Here is an 18,817-nt window from a genome sequence, read left to right on the forward strand (position 1 = left end):
GGGGCACAAAGCCCCCTGAAAATTATTTTCTTAATCCTAGTTCCTTCACGATGGCACGATACCTCATGATATCCTTTTTCATCAAGTAGTCTAAAAGACTTCTTCTTTTACCAACCAATCTTACAAGAGAACGTTCTGTATTAAAATCTTTACGATTTGATTTCAGGTGTTCTGATAGGTGAGCGATTCTGTGAGTGAACAATGCGATTTGACCTTCAGCTGAACCGGTATCGTTTTTTCCTTTACCGTGCTTAGAGAAAATCTCTTCTTTCTTTTCTTTTGTTAAATACATTCCAATATTATTTAAATGATTTTTATGTATTGACAGTTTTTCTGTCAGGCGGCAAAGATAATACTTATTTAAATATTACCTATTTAAACCGATATTTTTATTTAAAGTGGATTAGGCCCTTACTGGTTGATTCTGAATTAGATCCAGGTAAAGGTTTACTTTATCTTTCAATTCAGATCTTTTAGTGATAAAATCCAGAAATCCTTTTTCTTTCAGAAATTCAGAAGTCTGAAAATCCTTTGGAAGATCTTTTCCGGTAGTATCTTTTACTACACGAGGACCTGCAAAACCAATCAACGCGCCAGGTTCAGAGATATTTATATCTCCCAGCATCGCAAAAGAAGCGGTAGTTCCACCAGTAGTTGGATCTGTAGCTAAAGAAATGTAAGGGATTTTAGCATCTGCTAATTGTGCTAATTTTACCGAAGTCTTGGCTAACTGCATTAAAGAAAGTGCAGCTTCCTGCATCCTTGCACCACCTGACTTAGAGATGATCATAAAAGGAATTCTATTCTTTAAAGCATGGTCTGCAGCCCTGGCGATTTTCTCACCTACCACAGAACCCATACTTCCGCCTACAAATTTAAAATCCATACAGGCGATAACTAAATCCTTTCCTTTAGATTTTCCAACCGCACATCTAACAGCATCTTTTAATCCCGTTTTTTCCTGTGCAGCCTTAAGCCTGTCAGTATATTTTTTTGTGTCTTCGAAGTTCAAAGGATCTTTTGCGGTCATACCCTTATCAAGTTCCTTGAATTTATTATCGTCGAACAGAATTTTGAAATATTCGTTACTTCCAATTCTAACGTGATATCCATCTTCAGGACTTACATAGAAGTTACTTTCTAATTGTTCTGCATCTACAATCTTTCCTGTTGGTGATTTATACCATAGACCTTTAGGAACATCTTTTTTTTGTTCTGTAGGGGTCTGAATTCCTTTTTGTGTCCTTTTAAACCAAGCCATTTCGTTCAATTTTTATCTGCTGATTCTCAATTTATGGCAATAAAAAACAGCCTTTTTATAGAAAAAGACTGTTAGTTTATTTTATAATGTATTTACATTATTTAGATCTTCGAATGCTTTTTTAAGTCTGGCTTTGAAGGTAAGCTCTCCTTCACGTAACCATTTACGAGGATCGTAGTATTTTTTATTCGGTACATCATCTCCATCTGGATTACCAATTTGAGTGGCAAGATAATCTTTCTTGTCTCCCATATAATCTCTAATTCCTTCTAGAAATGCATACTGAAGATCTGTATCGATATTCATTTTGATTACCCCGTAACCAATAGCTTCTCTAATTTCTTCAACAGTAGAACCACTTCCTCCGTGAAATACAAAGTCAATATGGTTTTCTTCTACATTGTATTTTTTAGTAATGTGCTCCTGAGAATTTTTAAGGATTTTGGGAGTAAGTTTTACATTTCCTGGCTTATATACACCGTGAACGTTACCAAACGCCGCAGCAATAGTAAATTGATCGCTAACCTTGCTCAACTCTTCATATGCGTAAGCTACTTCTTCTGGCTGAGTGTAAAGTTTTGAAGAATCTACATCTGTATTATCTACGCCATCTTCTTCACCACCAGTGATCCCTAATTCAATTTCCAGAGTCATTCCCATTTTAGACATTCTCTTCAGGTACTCTTTACAGATCTCGATATTTTCCTCAAGAGATTCTTCTGAAAGATCTATCATGTGAGAACTATATAATGGTTTTCCGAATTGTTCGTAATGTTTTTCACTGGCATCCAGTAAACCATCAATCCAAGGAAGTAATTTTTTCGCGCAGTGATCTGTATGCATGATTACAGTGGCTCCGTAAACTTTCGCCATTTCGTGAACATGTTTTGCACCAGCAACACCTCCTGCAATGGCCGCTTTCTCGCCATCGTTTGAAAGACCTTTTCCAGCATTAAACTGGGCACCGCCGTTTGAAAATTGAATGATTACAGGAGATTTAATTTCTGCTGCAGTTTCAAGAACAGCATTAATAGTGTTGGATCCAATAACATTTACTGCAGGTAATGCAAAACCTTTTTCCTTTGCATAATTAAATATTTCCTGAACTTCTTTTCCCGTGGCTACGCCTGGTTTAATATTGTGACTCATAACTTTTTATTGATTAGGCTTACAAAAATAAGAAAATAAACTGGCTTAAAAAGGATAATTGATACCTACGTTATAAACGGCATGGTTAAAATTATATTCCTTGAACCAACGGTCGCCTTCAGGTCTTGCAGGATCGTGAGTTTTGAAGCCAATATCAAATCTTAGGATGAAAAAGTTAAAGTCATATCTAAGGCCGAAACCGCTTCCTACTGCTAATTCCTTTAAGTCTGAAAAGCCTTCAAAGACGAAGTTCTCGTTATTATTGGAATCAAGGACGTTCCAGATATTTCCAACATCCACGAACAGGGCTCCTTTAAAATTTTCTATCAAACCAAAGCGATATTCTGCATTAAAAGCCAGTTTCATGTTCGCTTCATTAAATTCTAAGATACTACCACTGCTTCCGGGTCCTAGATCGTAAGCCTGCCACGCCCGATTGTCATTAGGTCCACCGGCAAAGAAGGTTTTAGTTATAGGGATGTTGGTTGCGTTGCCGTACGGTATAGCTATCCCTCCAAAACTTCTAACGGCAAAAACCTGGTCCTTGCCAAGATCCCAATGTTTTATAAAATCGAGTTCAGTTTTTACATATTGAGAAAATGCGACACCTAGAACTTTATCCTTGCCCTGTTCATTCTGATCATAATCGAAAATTCCTGATAATGCTGAAAGAACATTTCCAGCAGTTTCAATTTTGAATCGGAAACGGGAAAATTCTTTATCATAAAGGCTTTCCCTGGTGTTCCATAAATAGGTATATGAAGACGCAAAAATCAGGTTGTTTTCAGTAAGTCTGAGTTTACGCTCATAGATATCCAAAACGTTTAGGAAATCATCTAGATTCAGACCAGTGTTCGGGAAATCATCAGAAATCACATAACCGATAAATTCATCTGCCTCATTGGGAATTTCTAAGGTTGGTGTATTATCAGGATCATTAAAGTTGAAATTACTCGTTCTGGCAATATCATTCAGCTCTTCAAACGAATTTCGATAAACATTAAAATAATTCTCGGTATTCAGGTTTCTAACGTATTGAATATTTAAAAGATCGAAACTATTGGAAAGTTTTCTGGATGGTTTCCAGCTGTAATTTAATATTCCTGAAAAAGTCTGTTTATCAAGTCCTATATTTCTTTGCGTAGAGAATCCAAGGCTCATATTGGTAAATGGAGACATGTATTTCGGGATGATCTTTTCAGTGTTTACAGGCAAAAAGATCCTCGGAAGACTTAGCTTCATATCTGCGCCCACTTCAGTAATATCAAAAAAGCGATTATCATTATTACTTCCTGCGGCATCGGTAGAAGAAGCAATGCTTCCTCGTCCGGAAAACTCAAGGTTTTCCAGTCCGCCAAATATGTTTCTGATCAAAAAGGAACCCCCAAATCCAATTCCGAATTCCTGAATGTTGCTCTGGGATACATCAAAATCAAAACCCAGGCTATATTTAGGTAAGGGCGAGAGGAAAATATTTGTCACCAAATCAGTTTCAGTACTGTCAGCTGGATCTAACGTGTATTGAATATCCGGATATTTGAAAACTCGAAGTGCATTTAATCTATTATAAGTTCTGGTTCTATCGGTATCGCTATAAATATTACCAGATTTCACGAAAATGGCATCACTGATAGACTCAGGTTTATAGCGCATTTTTTCAAAGCTGTAAAGCGAATATCCTTCGTGAAAAGCACTATCTACAATGGCTTCATTTCTTTTTGAATATGCATAATCGGTGAAAATATTCACCTTGCTAATTTTATGAACTTTAAAAGGGACTCTAGTTACGCTGTCGCCAACATTATTTCTTTGATTCTTGATGATAAGGGTTGTGTTCAGCTTATAATTGGTATCTACGGTATCTGCGTCGAAGCTAATATATTCCTGGTCAAAATTATAAACCCCATTGTTTCTAAAAAGATCTGATAAGCGGTCCCTTTCCTCGTTGAAATCAAGTGTGTTATACTGAACTCCAGATTTTATTTCACTTTCAGATTTGTGTAATTCGTATAAAGAATCCAGTGCTTTTGAAGTGATATCTGTATTGATTGAGTCTAATACATAAGGTGTATTTGGAGTTACGTAATATTCAACACGTGCTCTTTTTTCCTTATCCTCAATCGGATAGATCTTATAATCAGCTTCCACATTAAACCAACCATTATTCCAGTACCATGATTTTAATCTGTTTACAGATTTTTTGGTTTCTTCTTCGCTTACGATAACCGGAGCCTCACCGGTTCTTTTGAGCCATTCATTGAATTCTACTCTTGAACGCAGATATCTATCGAATTGTTTCTTAGAAAGTAATCCAATTAATTTATTCTTTTTTCTTTCATTTTCTAGAAACCTTTCTGATAGTATACTGTCAATATTAGGTCTTGCCAGATTGTAGACATGAAGGCTTAACGGGAAATTTAGAATTCTTGTGTTGGGTTCCTGATAAAGCTGACTGTAAATTCTTGAGTCCTTAACTAGTTCGTCATTATCAAATATTTCATTTTTAACCAGCAAGTTCTGATCAGCATCCAGTCTTTTTACGGCATTACAGCTAATTATTAAGACGAAGGTTAAAAAAAATAATAATATTTTTGCGAAAAGCCGTTTCAAACAAAGATGTTTAGTGGCTCAAAAATACATTTTTTTAATGCTTAGCAAAAGCCAGATTAAGTTAATAAAAAGCCTTTCCCAAAAAAAGTTTAGAAATAAGCACGGACTATTTGTGGTGGAAGGAATTAAAGGAGTCAATGAATTCCTGAATTCTGATTTTGAACTGGTTTCGCTGTTTTCTACTAAAGATGATTCCCAATTGAAGGCAGAATCTTATCAAACTGTAACTGAAAATGAATTAAAAAAAATAAGTTTTCTAACCTCGGCACAAAAGTTTCTCGGAGTTTTTAAAATTCCAAAATCTGAAAGATTTGAAATAAGCGGCCTTACGCTTGCTTTAGATGGTATACGTGATCCTGGAAATCTTGGTACTATTATAAGACTCTGCGATTGGTTCGGAATTAAAAGTCTTATTTGCTCTAAAGACACCGTAGACTGTTTTAACCCGAAAGTCGTACAGGCAAGTATGGGTTCTATGACCCGAGTAGTAATTTCATATATTGATTTGGAGAATTATTTAAATGAAAATCAAAATGTTCCTGTTTTCGGAACTCTGCTTGAAGGTGAAAATATCTATTCAGAAAAGTTACCTGAACAAGCTATTATTGTCATGGGAAATGAGGCAAATGGTATTTCAGAAGAAATTCAAAAGTTGATAACCAGAAAAATTACAATACCCCAATTTGGTGAAATTCAGAAAACCGAAAGTTTAAATGTGGCTACCGCAACCTCAATTGTCTTAAGTGAATTCAAGCGATCTACTTTTATTGAAAAGTAAAGTTTACAAAAATAGCTCTTGTAGACATCTTGTCGACATTACCAGTGTATAAACTATTTGGGTCAGCATCTCTGATCAATTCATCATTAATCGCGAATACTCCTCTAATAGATGGTGATAATTTGAAATAATAGAGGTATAGATCAATTCCAAAGCCAATTTCGTAGTAATAAGTATTGGTTGTCATTCGGAATTGCCCGGCACTATTGTCATCCGGATTATTCTCATTACTACTTAGATTAATTGAAGTTGAGATGCCACCGGTAACAAAGGGTCTGAAATTATTCAGCCTATTTGCATTGAATTTAACCAAAAGTGGAATGTGTACATATGTGGAGCTGATTTCTCTATATGTATCGGCATCCGCACGAATAGCTTGAAAACCACGTGTGCTAAAGTTTACTCCCGGTTCCAGCCTTAAATCTACATTATTATTTAATCGTAGATTTCCAATTAAACCCACGTTGAATCCCATTCTTGTCTCAACTATTAGATCCTGTCCAGTAACAGGGCTAGGATTATATTCCTCATAATCAAAATTAAAATCATAACTATTCAGTCCCAGAAAATATCCCCACGACCAACGTTGTTGATCAAAATTTTGTTGGTTAAGAACACGCTCTCCAGAAAAAATCTGTGATTGGGCAGTATTATAACTTAAAGCAATAAGAATTATCGCAATTAATTTTTTCATGGTATTACTTTGAAGCAATATATATTGTTGAAACGCCAAATGTTTGTGGCAAATCTTCTACATCTATAAACCCGATTTTCTTCAAAATATTGTTGAAGGCATTGCCGTATGGAAAATTAGCAGCACTTTCACTTAAATAAGAATATGCATCCTTGTCTTTTGAAAAAATCTTTCCGATTACGGGTAAAATTAGATTAGAATATAAACGATAACCTTGCTTGTAGGGAAATTTAGTAGGCACCGAAGTTTCCAATACTACGAAAATACCGCCGGGTTTCAAAACTCTGTGAATTTCTTCTAAACCTTTTTCAAGATTTTCAAAATTTCGAACTCCGAAGGCTACTGTAATAGCATCAAAAGAATTGTCTTCAAAAGGTAGATTTTCAGAATCTCCCTGGATCATTTCGATTTTAGAATCGATTCCTTTTTCAGAGATTTTCTTCCTTCCAACCTTTAGCATTCCTTCAGACAGGTCAAGACCAACGATCCTTTTAGCACCAGTATTTACCATCTGCATAGCAAGGTCACCAGTACCGGTGGCGATGTCTAAAATGCTTTCAGGATTAGTAGCTGCAACAGTTGCTACAACTTTTTTCCTCCATTTAACATCTGTACCTAAAGAAATAACCCGGTTGAGACCGTCATAGTTGCCCGATATGTTATCGAACATTTGTTCAACCTGTTTCTTCTTTGTGAGTTTAGAATCCTTATAAGGCGTAACCTTCTTACTCATAGAAAAAATTTGGCTCAAAGATAACCGATATGCTCAAAATTCCTTGTTAATCAATAAATTTTTATCTTTTAATATCTGATTTTTCGTTTCTCTAAAATAGCTTAACTTTGCGTTCACAATTTGAAGCTGTTATATGAAAATAATTATCGCCGGTGCAGGTGAAGTAGGATTTCATTTAGCTAAATTACTTTCCTTTGAATCTCAGGATATCACGCTAATTGACCCCAACAGAGACAATCTGGCTTATGCAGATACTCACTTGGATATTAGAACGGTTAAGGGTGATGCCAGCTCCATCAGAATTCTGAAAGAAGCGCAGGTTAAGCATACAGATATGGTGATTAGTGTTACCTCGAGCGAGGCCACGAATATTACCGTATGTGTTTTGGCAAAACAATTAGGTGCTAAAAGAACTATTGCTAGAATTTCTAATACAGAATTTCTCGAGAATCAGGGTGAGTTAGGTTTTACCAGATTTGGAATTGATGAACTGATCTCTCCTGAAGCTTTAGCCTCACGTGAGATTGAATTATTACTGAATCAGTCGGCTTTTAATGATAGTTATGAGTTTGAAGAAGGGGCGTTGACAATGATAGGAGTGAGCCTTTCAAGAACTGCTACCTTTGTAGGAAAAACTGTAAAAGAAGCGGCGAAAATATTTCCAGAATTAAATTTCGTTCCTATTGCTATTCAAAGGTTTGGAACTCAATATACCTTGATTCCAAGAGGTGATACTCAATTTAAAGATGGTGATCAGGTGTACTTTATTACCCTGAAAAATGGGGTAGAGGAGTTGTATAAACTTACAGGTAAGGTCAAGCAGGAAATTAAGAATGTAATGGTTCTTGGCGGGAGTAAGATTGGTCGCAAGACGGCAAGAGATCTTTGTCGTAATAACTTCAAGGTGAAGCTTGTTGAAAAGGATAGAGATAAAGCTTATGAGTTGGCAGATGAACTTCCGGACACATTAATCATTAATGGTGACGGAAGAAACGTAGAGCTTCTGGAAGAAGAGAATATCCATGATATGGATGCTTTTATTGCTGTTACGGGTAATTCGGAAACCAATATCATGTCTTGCCTAGTCGCTAAATCAAAAAGCGTAAAGAAGACAATCTCCTTAGTAGAGAATATGGACTATTTTCAGTTGAGTCATTCAATTGGAATTGATACACTTATCAATAAAAAGCTTCTTGCAGCGAACAATATTTTCAGATTTGTTAGAAAAGGTGAGGTTGTAGCAATGACCAAACTGAATAATATGAATGCTGAACTTCTAGAATTTATTGTAAAACCAAAATCTCAGGTTAGCAATAAAAAGATCAAAGATCTTGACTTTCCTAGATCGGCAATCATTGGTGGGATTATCAGGAATGGTGAGGGCCTTATTGCTCTTGGAGATTTCTTAATCAAGCCTGGCGATAGGATCGTAGTTTGTTGCCTACCTCGATCTATCAATAAAGTTGAAAAACTCTTTTTATAATGCCCAGACTGAATTATAAAATAATTCTTCATGTAATGGGATTGTTGCTGCTATGTAATGGTGGCTTCATGCTTTTAGCAACCTTGGTTAGCTGGTTTTACCAGGATGGAGTAACTCTAGAAATTTCAACTGCAGCTTTAATAACGCTCTTTATAGGAACGCTTTTAATGTTCACCACGAGGGGACATAGCAAAGAAGTCAAGATTAGGGAGGGTTATATCATAGTAACGTTCGGGTGGATTTTTATGGCGCTTAGTGGATCATTGCCATACCTCGTAAGTGAATCTATTCCAAGTTTTACCAATGCATTTTTCGAAACCATGTCAGGTTATACCACAACTGGAGCTTCGATTTTAAATGATATTGAAGCTATTCCCAAAGGAATTTTATTCTGGCGTAGCTTAACGCACTGGATAGGTGGTATGGGGATTATTGTTCTGGCTATCGCAATCTTACCATTGTTGGGAATAGGGGGGATGCAGCTGTTTACGGCAGAATCTCCAGGTCCAAGTGCCGATAAACTAAAACCACGTATTACCGATACAGCCAAAAGGCTATGGTTGATCTATGTTTCTTATACACTTGCGGAAACTATTTTACTTTGGGCCGCTGGAATGACATTCTTTGATGCGATAAATCATGCATTCAGTACTTTATCTACAGGAGGTTTTTCAACCAAAAACGCCAGTCTGGCTTTCTGGAATGATAATCCAATAATTCAGTATATCATCATTTTGTTTATGCTTCTAGCGGGAAGTAACTTCGTATTAAGTTACTTCGCTTTTAAGGGTAGAATAAGCAAAATAATTCATGATGATGAATTTAAATGGTATATCTATTTTATTGCTGGTTTTACAGCTATTTCTTCGCTAATTGTATATTTTCAGGCAGATGTTAGTATTTCCTCTATAGATCATCCAATGGTTTGGGGTGAAGGAGAGAGTGCCTTCAGGCATTCCTTATTTCAGGTATTAACAGTGATTACAACTACAGGATTTGTATCTGCTGATTATACTATGTGGACGCCATTTTTGACGATTCTATATTTTGGACTATTCTTCCTTGGTGGATCGGCCGGATCTACAGCGGGTGGTGTAAAAGTGATGCGACATATAATAATGATTAAAAACGGGATCATCGAGTTTAAAAGGACATTACATCCAAATGCGATTTTGCCGGTTCGTTTCAACGGGAAGTCCATTAGCAAGGAGATCGTATTTAACATTCTTGGCTTTTTTATCCTTTATATGCTTTCTTTTATAATTGGTGCGGTTGTTCTCGCTTCTTTAGGGCTTGATTTTGAAACAGCCATTGGAGGTGCAGCTTCTTCATTAGGGAATATTGGTCCTGCATTTGGCGGATTAAGCCCGGTGAATAATTTTGATATGTTGCCAGATTTCGGAAAATGGTGGACTGCCTTCTTAATGCTGATAGGAAGACTCGAACTTTTTACCGTGCTAATTATCCTTACCCCCTTCTTTTGGAGAAATAGGTAATTTATAATAAAGCTTAGAATAAAAAAAACCGGCCTAAGCCGGTTTAAAAGTTATGATCTAAGTAATTATTTATTATGATAATGCTTTCTTGATTCGGGATAAAGCTTCTATTATTTGATCTTCACTTGCAGCATAAGAAATTCTAATACAATCTGGATTTCCGAATGCATCACCTGTAACAGTTGCCACATTTGCTTCTTCTAATAAAAATAAACTGAAATCAGTGGCATTCTTTATCTCGTGACCATTAATAGTTTTTCCGAAGAAAGAGGACACATTAGGGAACACATAAAAGGCACCTTCAGGTTCTGTAGTAACAAATCCCGGGATATCATTTAGTAGATCTATAATAAGTTTTCTTCTGCCTTTAAAAGTATCGATCATATGGCTGATCTTACTGACTGGTGCTTCCAGTGCAGTAATTACAGCTCTTTGTGCGATACAATTTGCACCACTGGTAATCTGCCCTTGCATTTTATTACACGCTCTGGCGATGTAGGCCGGTGCACCTATGTAGCCAATTCTCCAACCTGTCATGGCAAATGCTTTTGAAACTCCATTTACGGTTACAGTTCTATCATACATATCTTCAAAACCAGCCATGGAAGCATGATCTCCTACAAAGTTGATATGCTCATAGATCTCATCACTTACTACGATGATGTCTGGGTATTTTTTTAAAACATCTGCTAGCGCTCGAAGTTCTTCCTTGCTATATACCATTCCACTTGGGTTACAAGGAGAACTGTACCAGATCATTTTGGTCTTCGGTGTTATGGCAACTTCCAATTGCTCAGGAGTGATCTTAAAATCGGTTTCTACACTCGTAGGAACCTCCACCGGTACACCTTCGGCTAATTTTACGATCTCAGCATAACTTACCCAATATGGACATGGAAGTAAAACTTCATCTCCGGGATTAAGCACTACCATAGCCACATTGGCTAATGATTGCTTTGCACCAGTTGAAACAACGATCTGTGATCTGTCATAAGTTAGATCATTATCACGTTTAAACTTATTGATTATAGCATCCTTTAATTCAACATAACCATCTACCGGTGTATAAGAATTGTAATTGTCGTTAATTGCCTGTATCGCGGCATCTTTAATAAAATCTGGTGTGTTAAAGTCTGGTTCTCCCAAACTTAGACCAATAATATCTTTTCCTTCTGCTTTTAATTCACGCGCCTTCGCAGCCATAGCGAGGGTTTGAGATGTTGCCATTGAGTTAATGCGATCTGATAATTTTTCTTGCATAATTTTAATTTTTTTTAATTACTGATGCAACTGTTTTTTGCGCGTGATCCTCAGTGTAGATGAGAATAATTTCAAAGTTATGATTTTCTAAATTTCATCAATCTGATTTTGAAAAAAAATAGCAATAAAAAATAACTACTTTTGCAGAAAATGTATGGCCTTGGAATTACTAAAGAAATATTTTCCTGATTTATCACAAGATCAGATTTCAAAATTTGAAAAATTAGAAGAACTATATCAGGATTGGAACTTAAAGATCAATGTTGTTTCCAGAAAGGATATCGATGAGCTTTATTTAAGGCATGTGATCCATTCTCTTGGGATCGCTAAAGTTCAAAGTTTTAAACCAGGTTCTAAAATTCTTGATGTTGGAACTGGTGGTGGCTTTCCAGGCATACCTTTAGCCATTATGTATCCTGAAAGCACTTTTCATCTTGTAGATTCCATCGGAAAAAAAATCAAGGTAGTAGATGAAGTTTCTGAAGGTCTTAGTCTCGAAAACGTTACTTCTTTCAATCAAAGAGTAGAAGACTTAGATGGAAATTATGATTTTATCGTGAGTAGGGCAGTAGCAATTATGCCAACGTTCGTGAGATGGGTTAAAGGAAAAATTGCGAAAGACAGCAATCATGATAGAAAAAATGGTATTATTTATTTAAAAGGTGGAGATTTAAGCGAAGAGCTCAAAGATTATCGTACGGCGAAAATCTATGAGCTATCCGATTATTTTGAGGAAGATTTCTTTGAAACCAAGAAAGTGGTCTATCTCCCTATGAAATTCAGGGGTTAATCTATTTCGTAATAATAACTTTTCTGGAGTAAGTTTTTTCTCCTGAATACATTTTTACGATATATACCGCTGAACTTAGTTTTTGATTTATACTTAGTAGAATTGATCTCTCTGTTGGAACCTCATCAAAAGTTTTAATAAGTTGTCCTGAAATACTATATAGTTCCACGTGATCTACCTTAAGAAGATCAGGATTTAAAACCGCAATTTCGTCGGTATCTCTAAAATAGCTTAAATCCAGAATTGGTTCATCAATTAGTTCTGATGGTAGTTCTTCTTCAGGCTTTTCAGCAACTGGCTTTCTGAAAACAATTTCGTATCGATCGTGGAAAGTTCCGGTTTCATCTGCAGTTGCAACGAAATCTTCTTTTAGATTATGATAAGTGTTATTCAATTTATCCTTAAGATAAATATTGAATTCCATCTTGATATTTTCCAGCTCATCGATCTTAATAGCGTATTCACCCGGTTCAGCAATTTTAAAGCCTATTGGCAATACCTGGTCTAAATTGAAATTCGGCACTGCCTGGATAACGAACTCATTTTCATTTATCATCCAGTACATATCTTCAACATTGTTGTCTATAAGTGGAGCATCATAACCAAAATCGAAATCTGAAGTACTATTGGCATCTGCAGTTACCAGTATTTGCCTGTGATAACCTTTAGGTGATTCAAACTTCAATCTGATCTTATATCTACTATCGGCTGTATATTTTTGTCGAGGTTCCTGCGCTTTAGTATTTGTAGGTTCTTGGCTATGGAATAAAGACTCACTCGATGTTTCCGGTGTAAAGGCTCTGTATTTATTTTTAAATGTTATGGTTGAAGGTGACGAAACTCCCACTGAACTCACAAAAAATCCTTGTCCCACCGGGATATATTTCCCAGGTGGATCATTAGAACTTCTATCGCCATTAGGATTGATACGGGAATCTACAGATGAGGCAGAAGCAACTCCTCCTGATAAATTATATACCGCATAACCACCTACATATTCCTCAAGAATATGTGTGTTGATTGCTCCAAAGTGATCCCAGTAATATAGTGAACCATTGAAACTGCCTAAATTCTCTTCTATAAATAATTTGCTATCAATGGCTGAAGGATAAGGATTTCCGGTTAGTAAATTTTGTCCGGCACCTATAGACACGGTAATATCACCATTATTAGGTTTTCCTCTAAAAGTGTAGTTTTGCTGTTTTCTAACTGGGACATAACCTGTGGTGCCTTTCATAGAGTAACCGATGGCAGATTGTAATTGTTCTTCGGGTCCAAATTGATGCCATTCACTATAATCATTATCGTTCCCTTTAAAAGTATGTAACCAATAGGTGCTAATTCTTTTATTTCCGGAGTATTTCCCATCAGCCCAGTGGTATTGATAATTGAAATTAATGCTTTTGGTATCGGTTGGATTTGAGCCGTCTTTAAGTACCTCTTGGATAGAAAAGCCAGAATTGTTGGGCTGTCCTATTAAAGATACAGGAGGGGTCCAATAGTTATAATTAAAACTATTTGCCGTTCCTTGCTGGTCACGATCTAAATATCCTGAACTCGAATTTTCCAGAATACTTCCTTCCGGCTGCACCAGTTGCGATTCTCCATTTAGATCTATCACCCCATTAAGTTGTAAGTAGTGACTGACATAAAGTTCATTTCCAGTTTGATCATTTACAGATCCTTGCATATCTAATCTACTGGTCGTTCCACTTTTCGATATCAATCCGAGTAAAACTATATCCTTATAATTTGAGGTGAGCGTATGAGATGTAACTGCAATATTCCAATCGATTTTTTCACCGTTGATTCCAGTTGAGTTTGGAACATCCCAAACTGCCGGTTCTTCCCAGTTATTGCTATCCCACCAATTACCGTTTTTAACGGAATAATATGGCAATGGTGCAGTAGTTTCTTGGGTTGTGGTTATATTAACCAATCTGCCCTTCACCTTATTCGTCGCTCTATCATCAGTAAAGCCTCCGGTAATTTCTGAAGGTTGTAATCTATAATATCCTTGTAAATCACTCCAAGTTAGATTTGGAGTTACAATTGGTAATACTTCACCTTTTACGGAACTATTATTTTCAGAAATATGCTGATTCATCATCAATTGAATCTGATCAGCTGAAAGTGCTTTTGACCATAGTCTAACTTCTTCCATCCAGCCATGGAATGGATTTTTAGGTAAATTAGGTTCAGCAGAATCATATATAGCGCCAAGTAAAAATGGTGCTGAGTTTGCATATGGTCCCGATCCAGAATTAGTACCCAATAACAAACCGTCGACATATAGACTGTAAGCAGATCCATTAAAGGAAATCGCTACGTGGTACCAACGATCAGTTCCAATTTTATCACTTGTAAAACTTGAGGAGCCTGAAGTTTTAAAATTTGGCACCCCATTTTCCATTACTAGTTCAAATCCTGAGGCAGGATCAGCAATATCTTTTTTCGACATGATAGTTCTCGTGCCGTCATTAGACTTTGGTTTAATCCAGGCTTCAACAGTGAATACACCATTTGTAAAACCATAATTATCTCCAAAATTAACATGATCATCTAATCCATCGAAATCAAGGGTGCTGCAGGATGTGAAACTAATTTTTACATCATCAGATTTACCGCAACTAACGCTCCATCTCAGCGTATAAGTTCCCTGAGCTCCTGTAAATATAGTATTGCGGTCTGTGCCGTCCGCGAAGCTACCACCTGCAGGACCATTTACAATTGTCCAGTTTCCAGTCACAGGTTCACCATTTTCATCAAGATTCTCTTCAGCTTTTAATTGAGTAGAACTGAAACCACATCCAAGAACCTGATCTGGTCCTGCATTAGGTGTAATTTCAACAGGCTGTTCAATTACGACTGTAGTGATAACTTCACAGCCATTGGCATCTACAACCCTTACGTCATACTCACCTGCAGTTAAGTTTGTAGCATTTGCAGTGGTTTGACCATCAGGCCATACGTAAATATAATCTGGTGTTCCGCCAGAAGCCACTAATGTAGCCTGTCCGTCAGTTCCACCAAAGCAACTCACATTTGTCTGTGAAGATATTTCGAGGGTAAGTGGGTTTGAAGGTTCCTCAATTGTTACCTTCTTAGAAGTAAAAGTTTCATTAGAGTCGGTGTCTGTAACTCTTACAAAATAATCACCACCGTATTGTTCTTCAAATGTTCCGTCAGATTGCGGACCTTCAACTAGGTTTCCATTTTCATCAAGTAATTCGAATGAATAATTACCAGATCCACCTGAAGCTCTTGAAGTAACAGTTCCATTCATTGCTCCGTTACAAAGCAATTCATTGGCAAAGGCAATTGCAAACAGAGGAGATCTTACAGTGGATTCATTATTGGTTGAAAAACATTTAGGGTTATTTCCGCCATCGCCACCATTTCCATTTCCATTTCCATTACCGTTAGTAGCAGTGGTACCGCATGCACGATTCACATTATTCTGAAAAGTTAGATAAACACCTTCCACTTTTACCTCATCTCCACAATTGTATTCTATTGGAAAGGTTTTAGCCGTTTTTGGGATTGCTTCATATTCATAGAAGCAATCTTTAACCTTATAATTATTTATGGTTCCTGTTTCCAGGTTTTCAATAGAATAGATCAATTCTATCTGAAGTGAATATCTAGTGGCCTGGGTAGGAAAATTGATGTAAATAAATTTCTGATCAACCTGTTCGCACTGATCGTTAGAAGAAATAGGATTCTGATTGGCATCACCGATAAAGTAATAATCAAGTCCAAGGTCATTAGAGCCACAGTCATCTGCAAAACAACCTCCTACAAATTGAATAACTTGTTGAGTGAATTCTCTACCCTTAGCATCGGTTACAGTAAGGGTGATCAATTTATCACCAATCTGACCGTATTTCACATCAATTGGTCCGGCCCCGGTTCCTGTAGCTGGAGAAGCACTTTCTCCAAAATTCCATTCATACGTATAAGGAGCAGTTCCTCCAATAGCAGAACCGCCGTCCACACTAAAAGTAGAAGTTCTAATTACATCCTCTCCCTCACAAAGGGAAATTGGAACAATGTTAGCACTTAGGGAATCTACAACCTCAACTTCACCAGTTGCAGTACATCCGTTGGCGTCAGTAACGGTAACAGTATATATTCCAGCCGCCAGATCTCTTGCCGTTTGACCAGTATATTTTTTGCCGGTTGGACCTCCAATCCACTCAAAAGTATAGTTTGGTGTTCCACCGGTAACCTGCGCCGTAGCACTACCTGTGTTAGATCCAAACGAGGTGGTTTCAGTAGTTAAAAATCCCGTTACTAAAAGTTCGGCTGGCTCAGATACTGTAAAAGTTCTTTCTTTTGAACAGCCATTTGCATCAGTAACCGTAACTGTATGCTCACCCGGACTTAGTCCAGTTGCGGTTTCATCAGTTTGACCATTATCCCATAGATAAGTATAAGATCCAACACCTCCCTGAACTGTAACAGTTGCAGTGCCATTATTTTCCTCAAAGCAACCTGTAGTTGTCTGAACTCCTGTGATTTCAACAAAAGTGTCTGGTTCTTCAACTATAACCGTAATGGGTTCTGCTTCGCATCCATTAGCATCACTTACCGTAACTGTATAGCTACCTGCGGGCAGATCTGTTTTTTTAGCTCCAGTTCCCAGAGAACCCCAATCGTAACGCAATGGAGCAACTCCACCAGTGGCAATCGCTTCAACTTCCCCGGTAGCTAGACCATTACAAAGTACATCAACCTTCGTAGCTTCAGCTTCGATTGGCTGAATGGTTATTTTTTGAGTGGCCTGCGCAGTATTACCATTCTCATCTGTAAAATTCCAGGTAATTGTATAAGTTCCTGCGTTAGAATAGGTAATTGGATCTGTAGTAGTTCCGGTAATTTCTCCGGAACAGTTATCAGAAGTGACAGGGGCATCAACGGTATATTCGCAGCCCCAGGTAATATCTTCGATGGTTGGAATTTCTGGTGCCTGATTATCAGCTACAATCACTTCCTGAATAACGGTTTCTGCAGCATTCCCTTGGGCGTCTTTTACATTCCATGAAATCGTGGTGGTTCCTACTGGATAAGGCTCATCTAAACCAAGCCCATCACTTCTGGTTCCAACCGGGTTACCCACACTACAATTATCTGACGCTGTGGCAGGAGCGATTCCCAGACCAGCCTGGCATAATCCTGTATCATTGGTTGCTTCTACTGTATTTCCTGCAGTGATAACAGGTTTTACATTATCTTCTACGGTTATCTTTTGTGTATCCTGTGAGGTATTTCCTGAATCATCAGTAACTGTCCAGGTTACTGTGGTTTCTCCTAATGGAAATTCCGCCGGAGCGTCGTTGATTATTGAAGCTACTCCGCAATTATCACTTGTCGACTCCGAACCGAGGTCATAATTTGATTTGAAGCACGAATTAGAATCTGTAAAAAAGCTTAAATCTGCAGGGGCTGTGATAGTAGGATTTGTCTTATCGGATATCACAACTTTTTGAGTAGCAGATGCAGTATTCCCTGCGTCATCTTTTACTATCCAGGTAACTGTGGTTTCGCCAAGAGGAAATTCAGCAGGAGCATCATTTTCAACAGAAGCGACACCGCAATTGTCATTAGTATTTGGTGTTCCTAAATTTACGTTAGAAGCATTACAGTCATTTGAATCTGTATTTGCCTGAACATCAGATGGTGCGGTTATAAAGGGATCAGTCTTATCTATTACAGTAACTTTTTGAATGTCCTGCGCAGTATTTCCCGAATTATCGGTTACAGTCCAGGTAACAATTGTTTCACCCAATCCGAATTTAGTAGGAGCGTCATTAGTGATTGATGCTACTCCACAATTATCACTTGTAGATTCCGAACCGAGATTATAATTCGTTTTGAAGCAAGAATCGGAATCAGTGTTGAAGGTAACATCTGCCGGCGCATTTATGATGGGATCAGTTTCATCTAAAACCGTAACTTTTTGAGTGTCTTGTGATGTATTTCCGGAATTATCAGTGACTGTCCAGGTTACTGTGGTATCCCCTAATTTGAATTCAGACGGGGCATCATTTGTGACTGAAGCTACTCCGCAATTATCGCTGGTCGACTCGGTTCCAAGATTGTAATTTGATTTGAAGCACGAAACTGAATCTGAATTAAAAGTTATATCATTGGGAGCAGTAATATCTGGATTGATGCTGTCTGTATCATCAATAGTGAAATTCTTAGATTCTGATAATTGAGGGTCAGAACTGTCAGTAACCGTTACTGTATAAGTTCCACCAGCTAATCCGGATATATTATTCGCCTCATTTTTAGAATAGTTAGGCCCGGTCCAGGAATAGGAGTAGGGAGAATTTCCGCCAGTTACAGAAATGGAGATTGCACCATCCGAGGTATTAGGACAGGTTGCATTAGTCTTTGAATCTAAACTAATACTAAGGTTTTGAGCATTCAGGCTAGCACCAGACCAACTAAGTAAGGTGAATAGAATTATATAAAATGCCTTAAAACTATGGAATTGGGGTCCACAAGTAGTTTTGTACATAGGCTACCGATCTAGATTTTCGTCGGTAAAAATA

General features: G+C 37.4%; 12 protein-coding genes. 4 read left to right on the forward strand and 8 right to left on the reverse strand.

Features of this window, described 5'->3' with window-relative positions; translation table 11 throughout:
* Positions 1 to 22 precede the first annotated feature (22 nt).
* From rpsO to tamL, 4 genes are all read right to left on the reverse strand, one after another.
* Positions 23 to 292 carry a 30S ribosomal protein S15 gene (gene rpsO, locus RE431_RS02810; RefSeq protein WP_300437411.1) on the reverse strand — a complete coding sequence of 90 codons (270 nt, stop codon included), beginning with the start codon at positions 290 to 292 and terminating at the stop codon, positions 23 to 25.
* Positions 293 to 403: 111 nt separating this feature from the next.
* Positions 404 to 1,261, reverse strand: coding sequence for an acetyl-CoA carboxylase, carboxyltransferase subunit beta (gene accD, locus RE431_RS02815; protein ID WP_309560436.1), 858 nt, complete (start codon positions 1,259 to 1,261; stop codon positions 404 to 406).
* A gap of 81 nt (positions 1,262 to 1,342) precedes the next feature.
* Complete coding sequence (gene fbaA, locus RE431_RS02820; protein WP_309560437.1) at positions 1,343 to 2,410, reverse strand: class II fructose-bisphosphate aldolase; 1,068 nt, start codon at positions 2,408 to 2,410, stop codon at positions 1,343 to 1,345.
* 45 nt (positions 2,411 to 2,455) lie between these two features.
* Positions 2,456 to 5,020 (reverse strand): translocation and assembly module lipoprotein TamL, encoded by a 2,565-nt coding sequence (gene tamL, locus RE431_RS02825; RefSeq protein ID WP_309560438.1) that lies wholly within the window; start codon positions 5,018 to 5,020, stop codon positions 2,456 to 2,458.
* Positions 5,021 to 5,057: 37 nt separating this feature from the next.
* Between tamL and RE431_RS02830 the strand changes: the two genes are divergently transcribed.
* Complete coding sequence (locus RE431_RS02830) at positions 5,058 to 5,798, forward strand: TrmH family RNA methyltransferase (protein ID WP_309560439.1); 741 nt, start codon at positions 5,058 to 5,060, stop codon at positions 5,796 to 5,798.
* On the opposite strand, the gene porT is transcribed toward RE431_RS02830, so the two are convergent.
* Both porT and ubiE read right to left on the reverse strand, forming a co-directional pair.
* Positions 5,785 to 6,492, reverse strand: a complete 708-nt coding sequence (gene porT, locus RE431_RS02835) for a type IX secretion/gliding motility protein PorT/SprT (RefSeq protein WP_309560630.1) — start codon at positions 6,490 to 6,492, stop codon at positions 5,785 to 5,787. The two genes, RE431_RS02830 and porT, sit on opposite strands and share 14 nt — an antisense overlap.
* A gap of 4 nt (positions 6,493 to 6,496) precedes the next feature.
* The gene (gene ubiE, locus RE431_RS02840) at positions 6,497 to 7,225 is read right to left on the reverse strand and encodes a bifunctional demethylmenaquinone methyltransferase/2-methoxy-6-polyprenyl-1,4-benzoquinol methylase UbiE (RefSeq protein ID WP_309560440.1); all 729 of its coding nucleotides are present in this window, start codon (positions 7,223 to 7,225) and stop codon (positions 6,497 to 6,499) included.
* Between the two features lie 133 nt (positions 7,226 to 7,358).
* Here ubiE and trkA point away from each other — a divergent pair, with 133 nt between their 5' ends.
* Together trkA and RE431_RS02850 are read left to right on the forward strand one after the other, a co-directional pair.
* Complete coding sequence (trkA, locus tag RE431_RS02845) at positions 7,359 to 8,708, forward strand: Trk system potassium transporter TrkA (protein ID WP_309560441.1); 1,350 nt, start codon at positions 7,359 to 7,361, stop codon at positions 8,706 to 8,708.
* Complete coding sequence (locus RE431_RS02850) at positions 8,708 to 10,204, forward strand: TrkH family potassium uptake protein (protein ID WP_309560442.1); 1,497 nt, start codon at positions 8,708 to 8,710, stop codon at positions 10,202 to 10,204. The genes trkA and RE431_RS02850 overlap by 1 nt, the downstream gene beginning before the upstream one ends.
* Before the next feature lie 72 nt (positions 10,205 to 10,276).
* On the opposite strand, the gene RE431_RS02855 is transcribed toward RE431_RS02850, so the two are convergent.
* Positions 10,277 to 11,464, reverse strand: a complete 1,188-nt coding sequence (locus RE431_RS02855; RefSeq protein WP_309560443.1) for a pyridoxal phosphate-dependent aminotransferase — start codon at positions 11,462 to 11,464, stop codon at positions 10,277 to 10,279.
* A 160-nt stretch (positions 11,465 to 11,624) separates the two neighbouring features.
* On the opposite strand from RE431_RS02855, the gene rsmG reads away from it, so the two are divergent.
* Positions 11,625 to 12,254, forward strand: coding sequence for a 16S rRNA (guanine(527)-N(7))-methyltransferase RsmG (gene rsmG / locus RE431_RS02860; RefSeq protein WP_309560444.1), 630 nt, complete (start codon positions 11,625 to 11,627; stop codon positions 12,252 to 12,254).
* A gap of 1 nt (position 12,255) precedes the next feature.
* Here rsmG and RE431_RS02865 read toward each other — a convergent pair whose 3' ends face one another.
* The gene (locus tag RE431_RS02865) at positions 12,256 to 18,783 is read right to left on the reverse strand and encodes a LamG-like jellyroll fold domain-containing protein (RefSeq protein ID WP_309560445.1); all 6,528 of its coding nucleotides are present in this window, start codon (positions 18,781 to 18,783) and stop codon (positions 12,256 to 12,258) included.
* Between the last annotated feature and the right edge of the window lie 34 nt (positions 18,784 to 18,817).

It is taken from the genome of Christiangramia sediminicola (assembly GCF_031344135.1).
GTDB classification, from domain to species: Bacteria; Bacteroidota; Bacteroidia; order Flavobacteriales; family Flavobacteriaceae; genus Christiangramia; species Christiangramia sediminicola.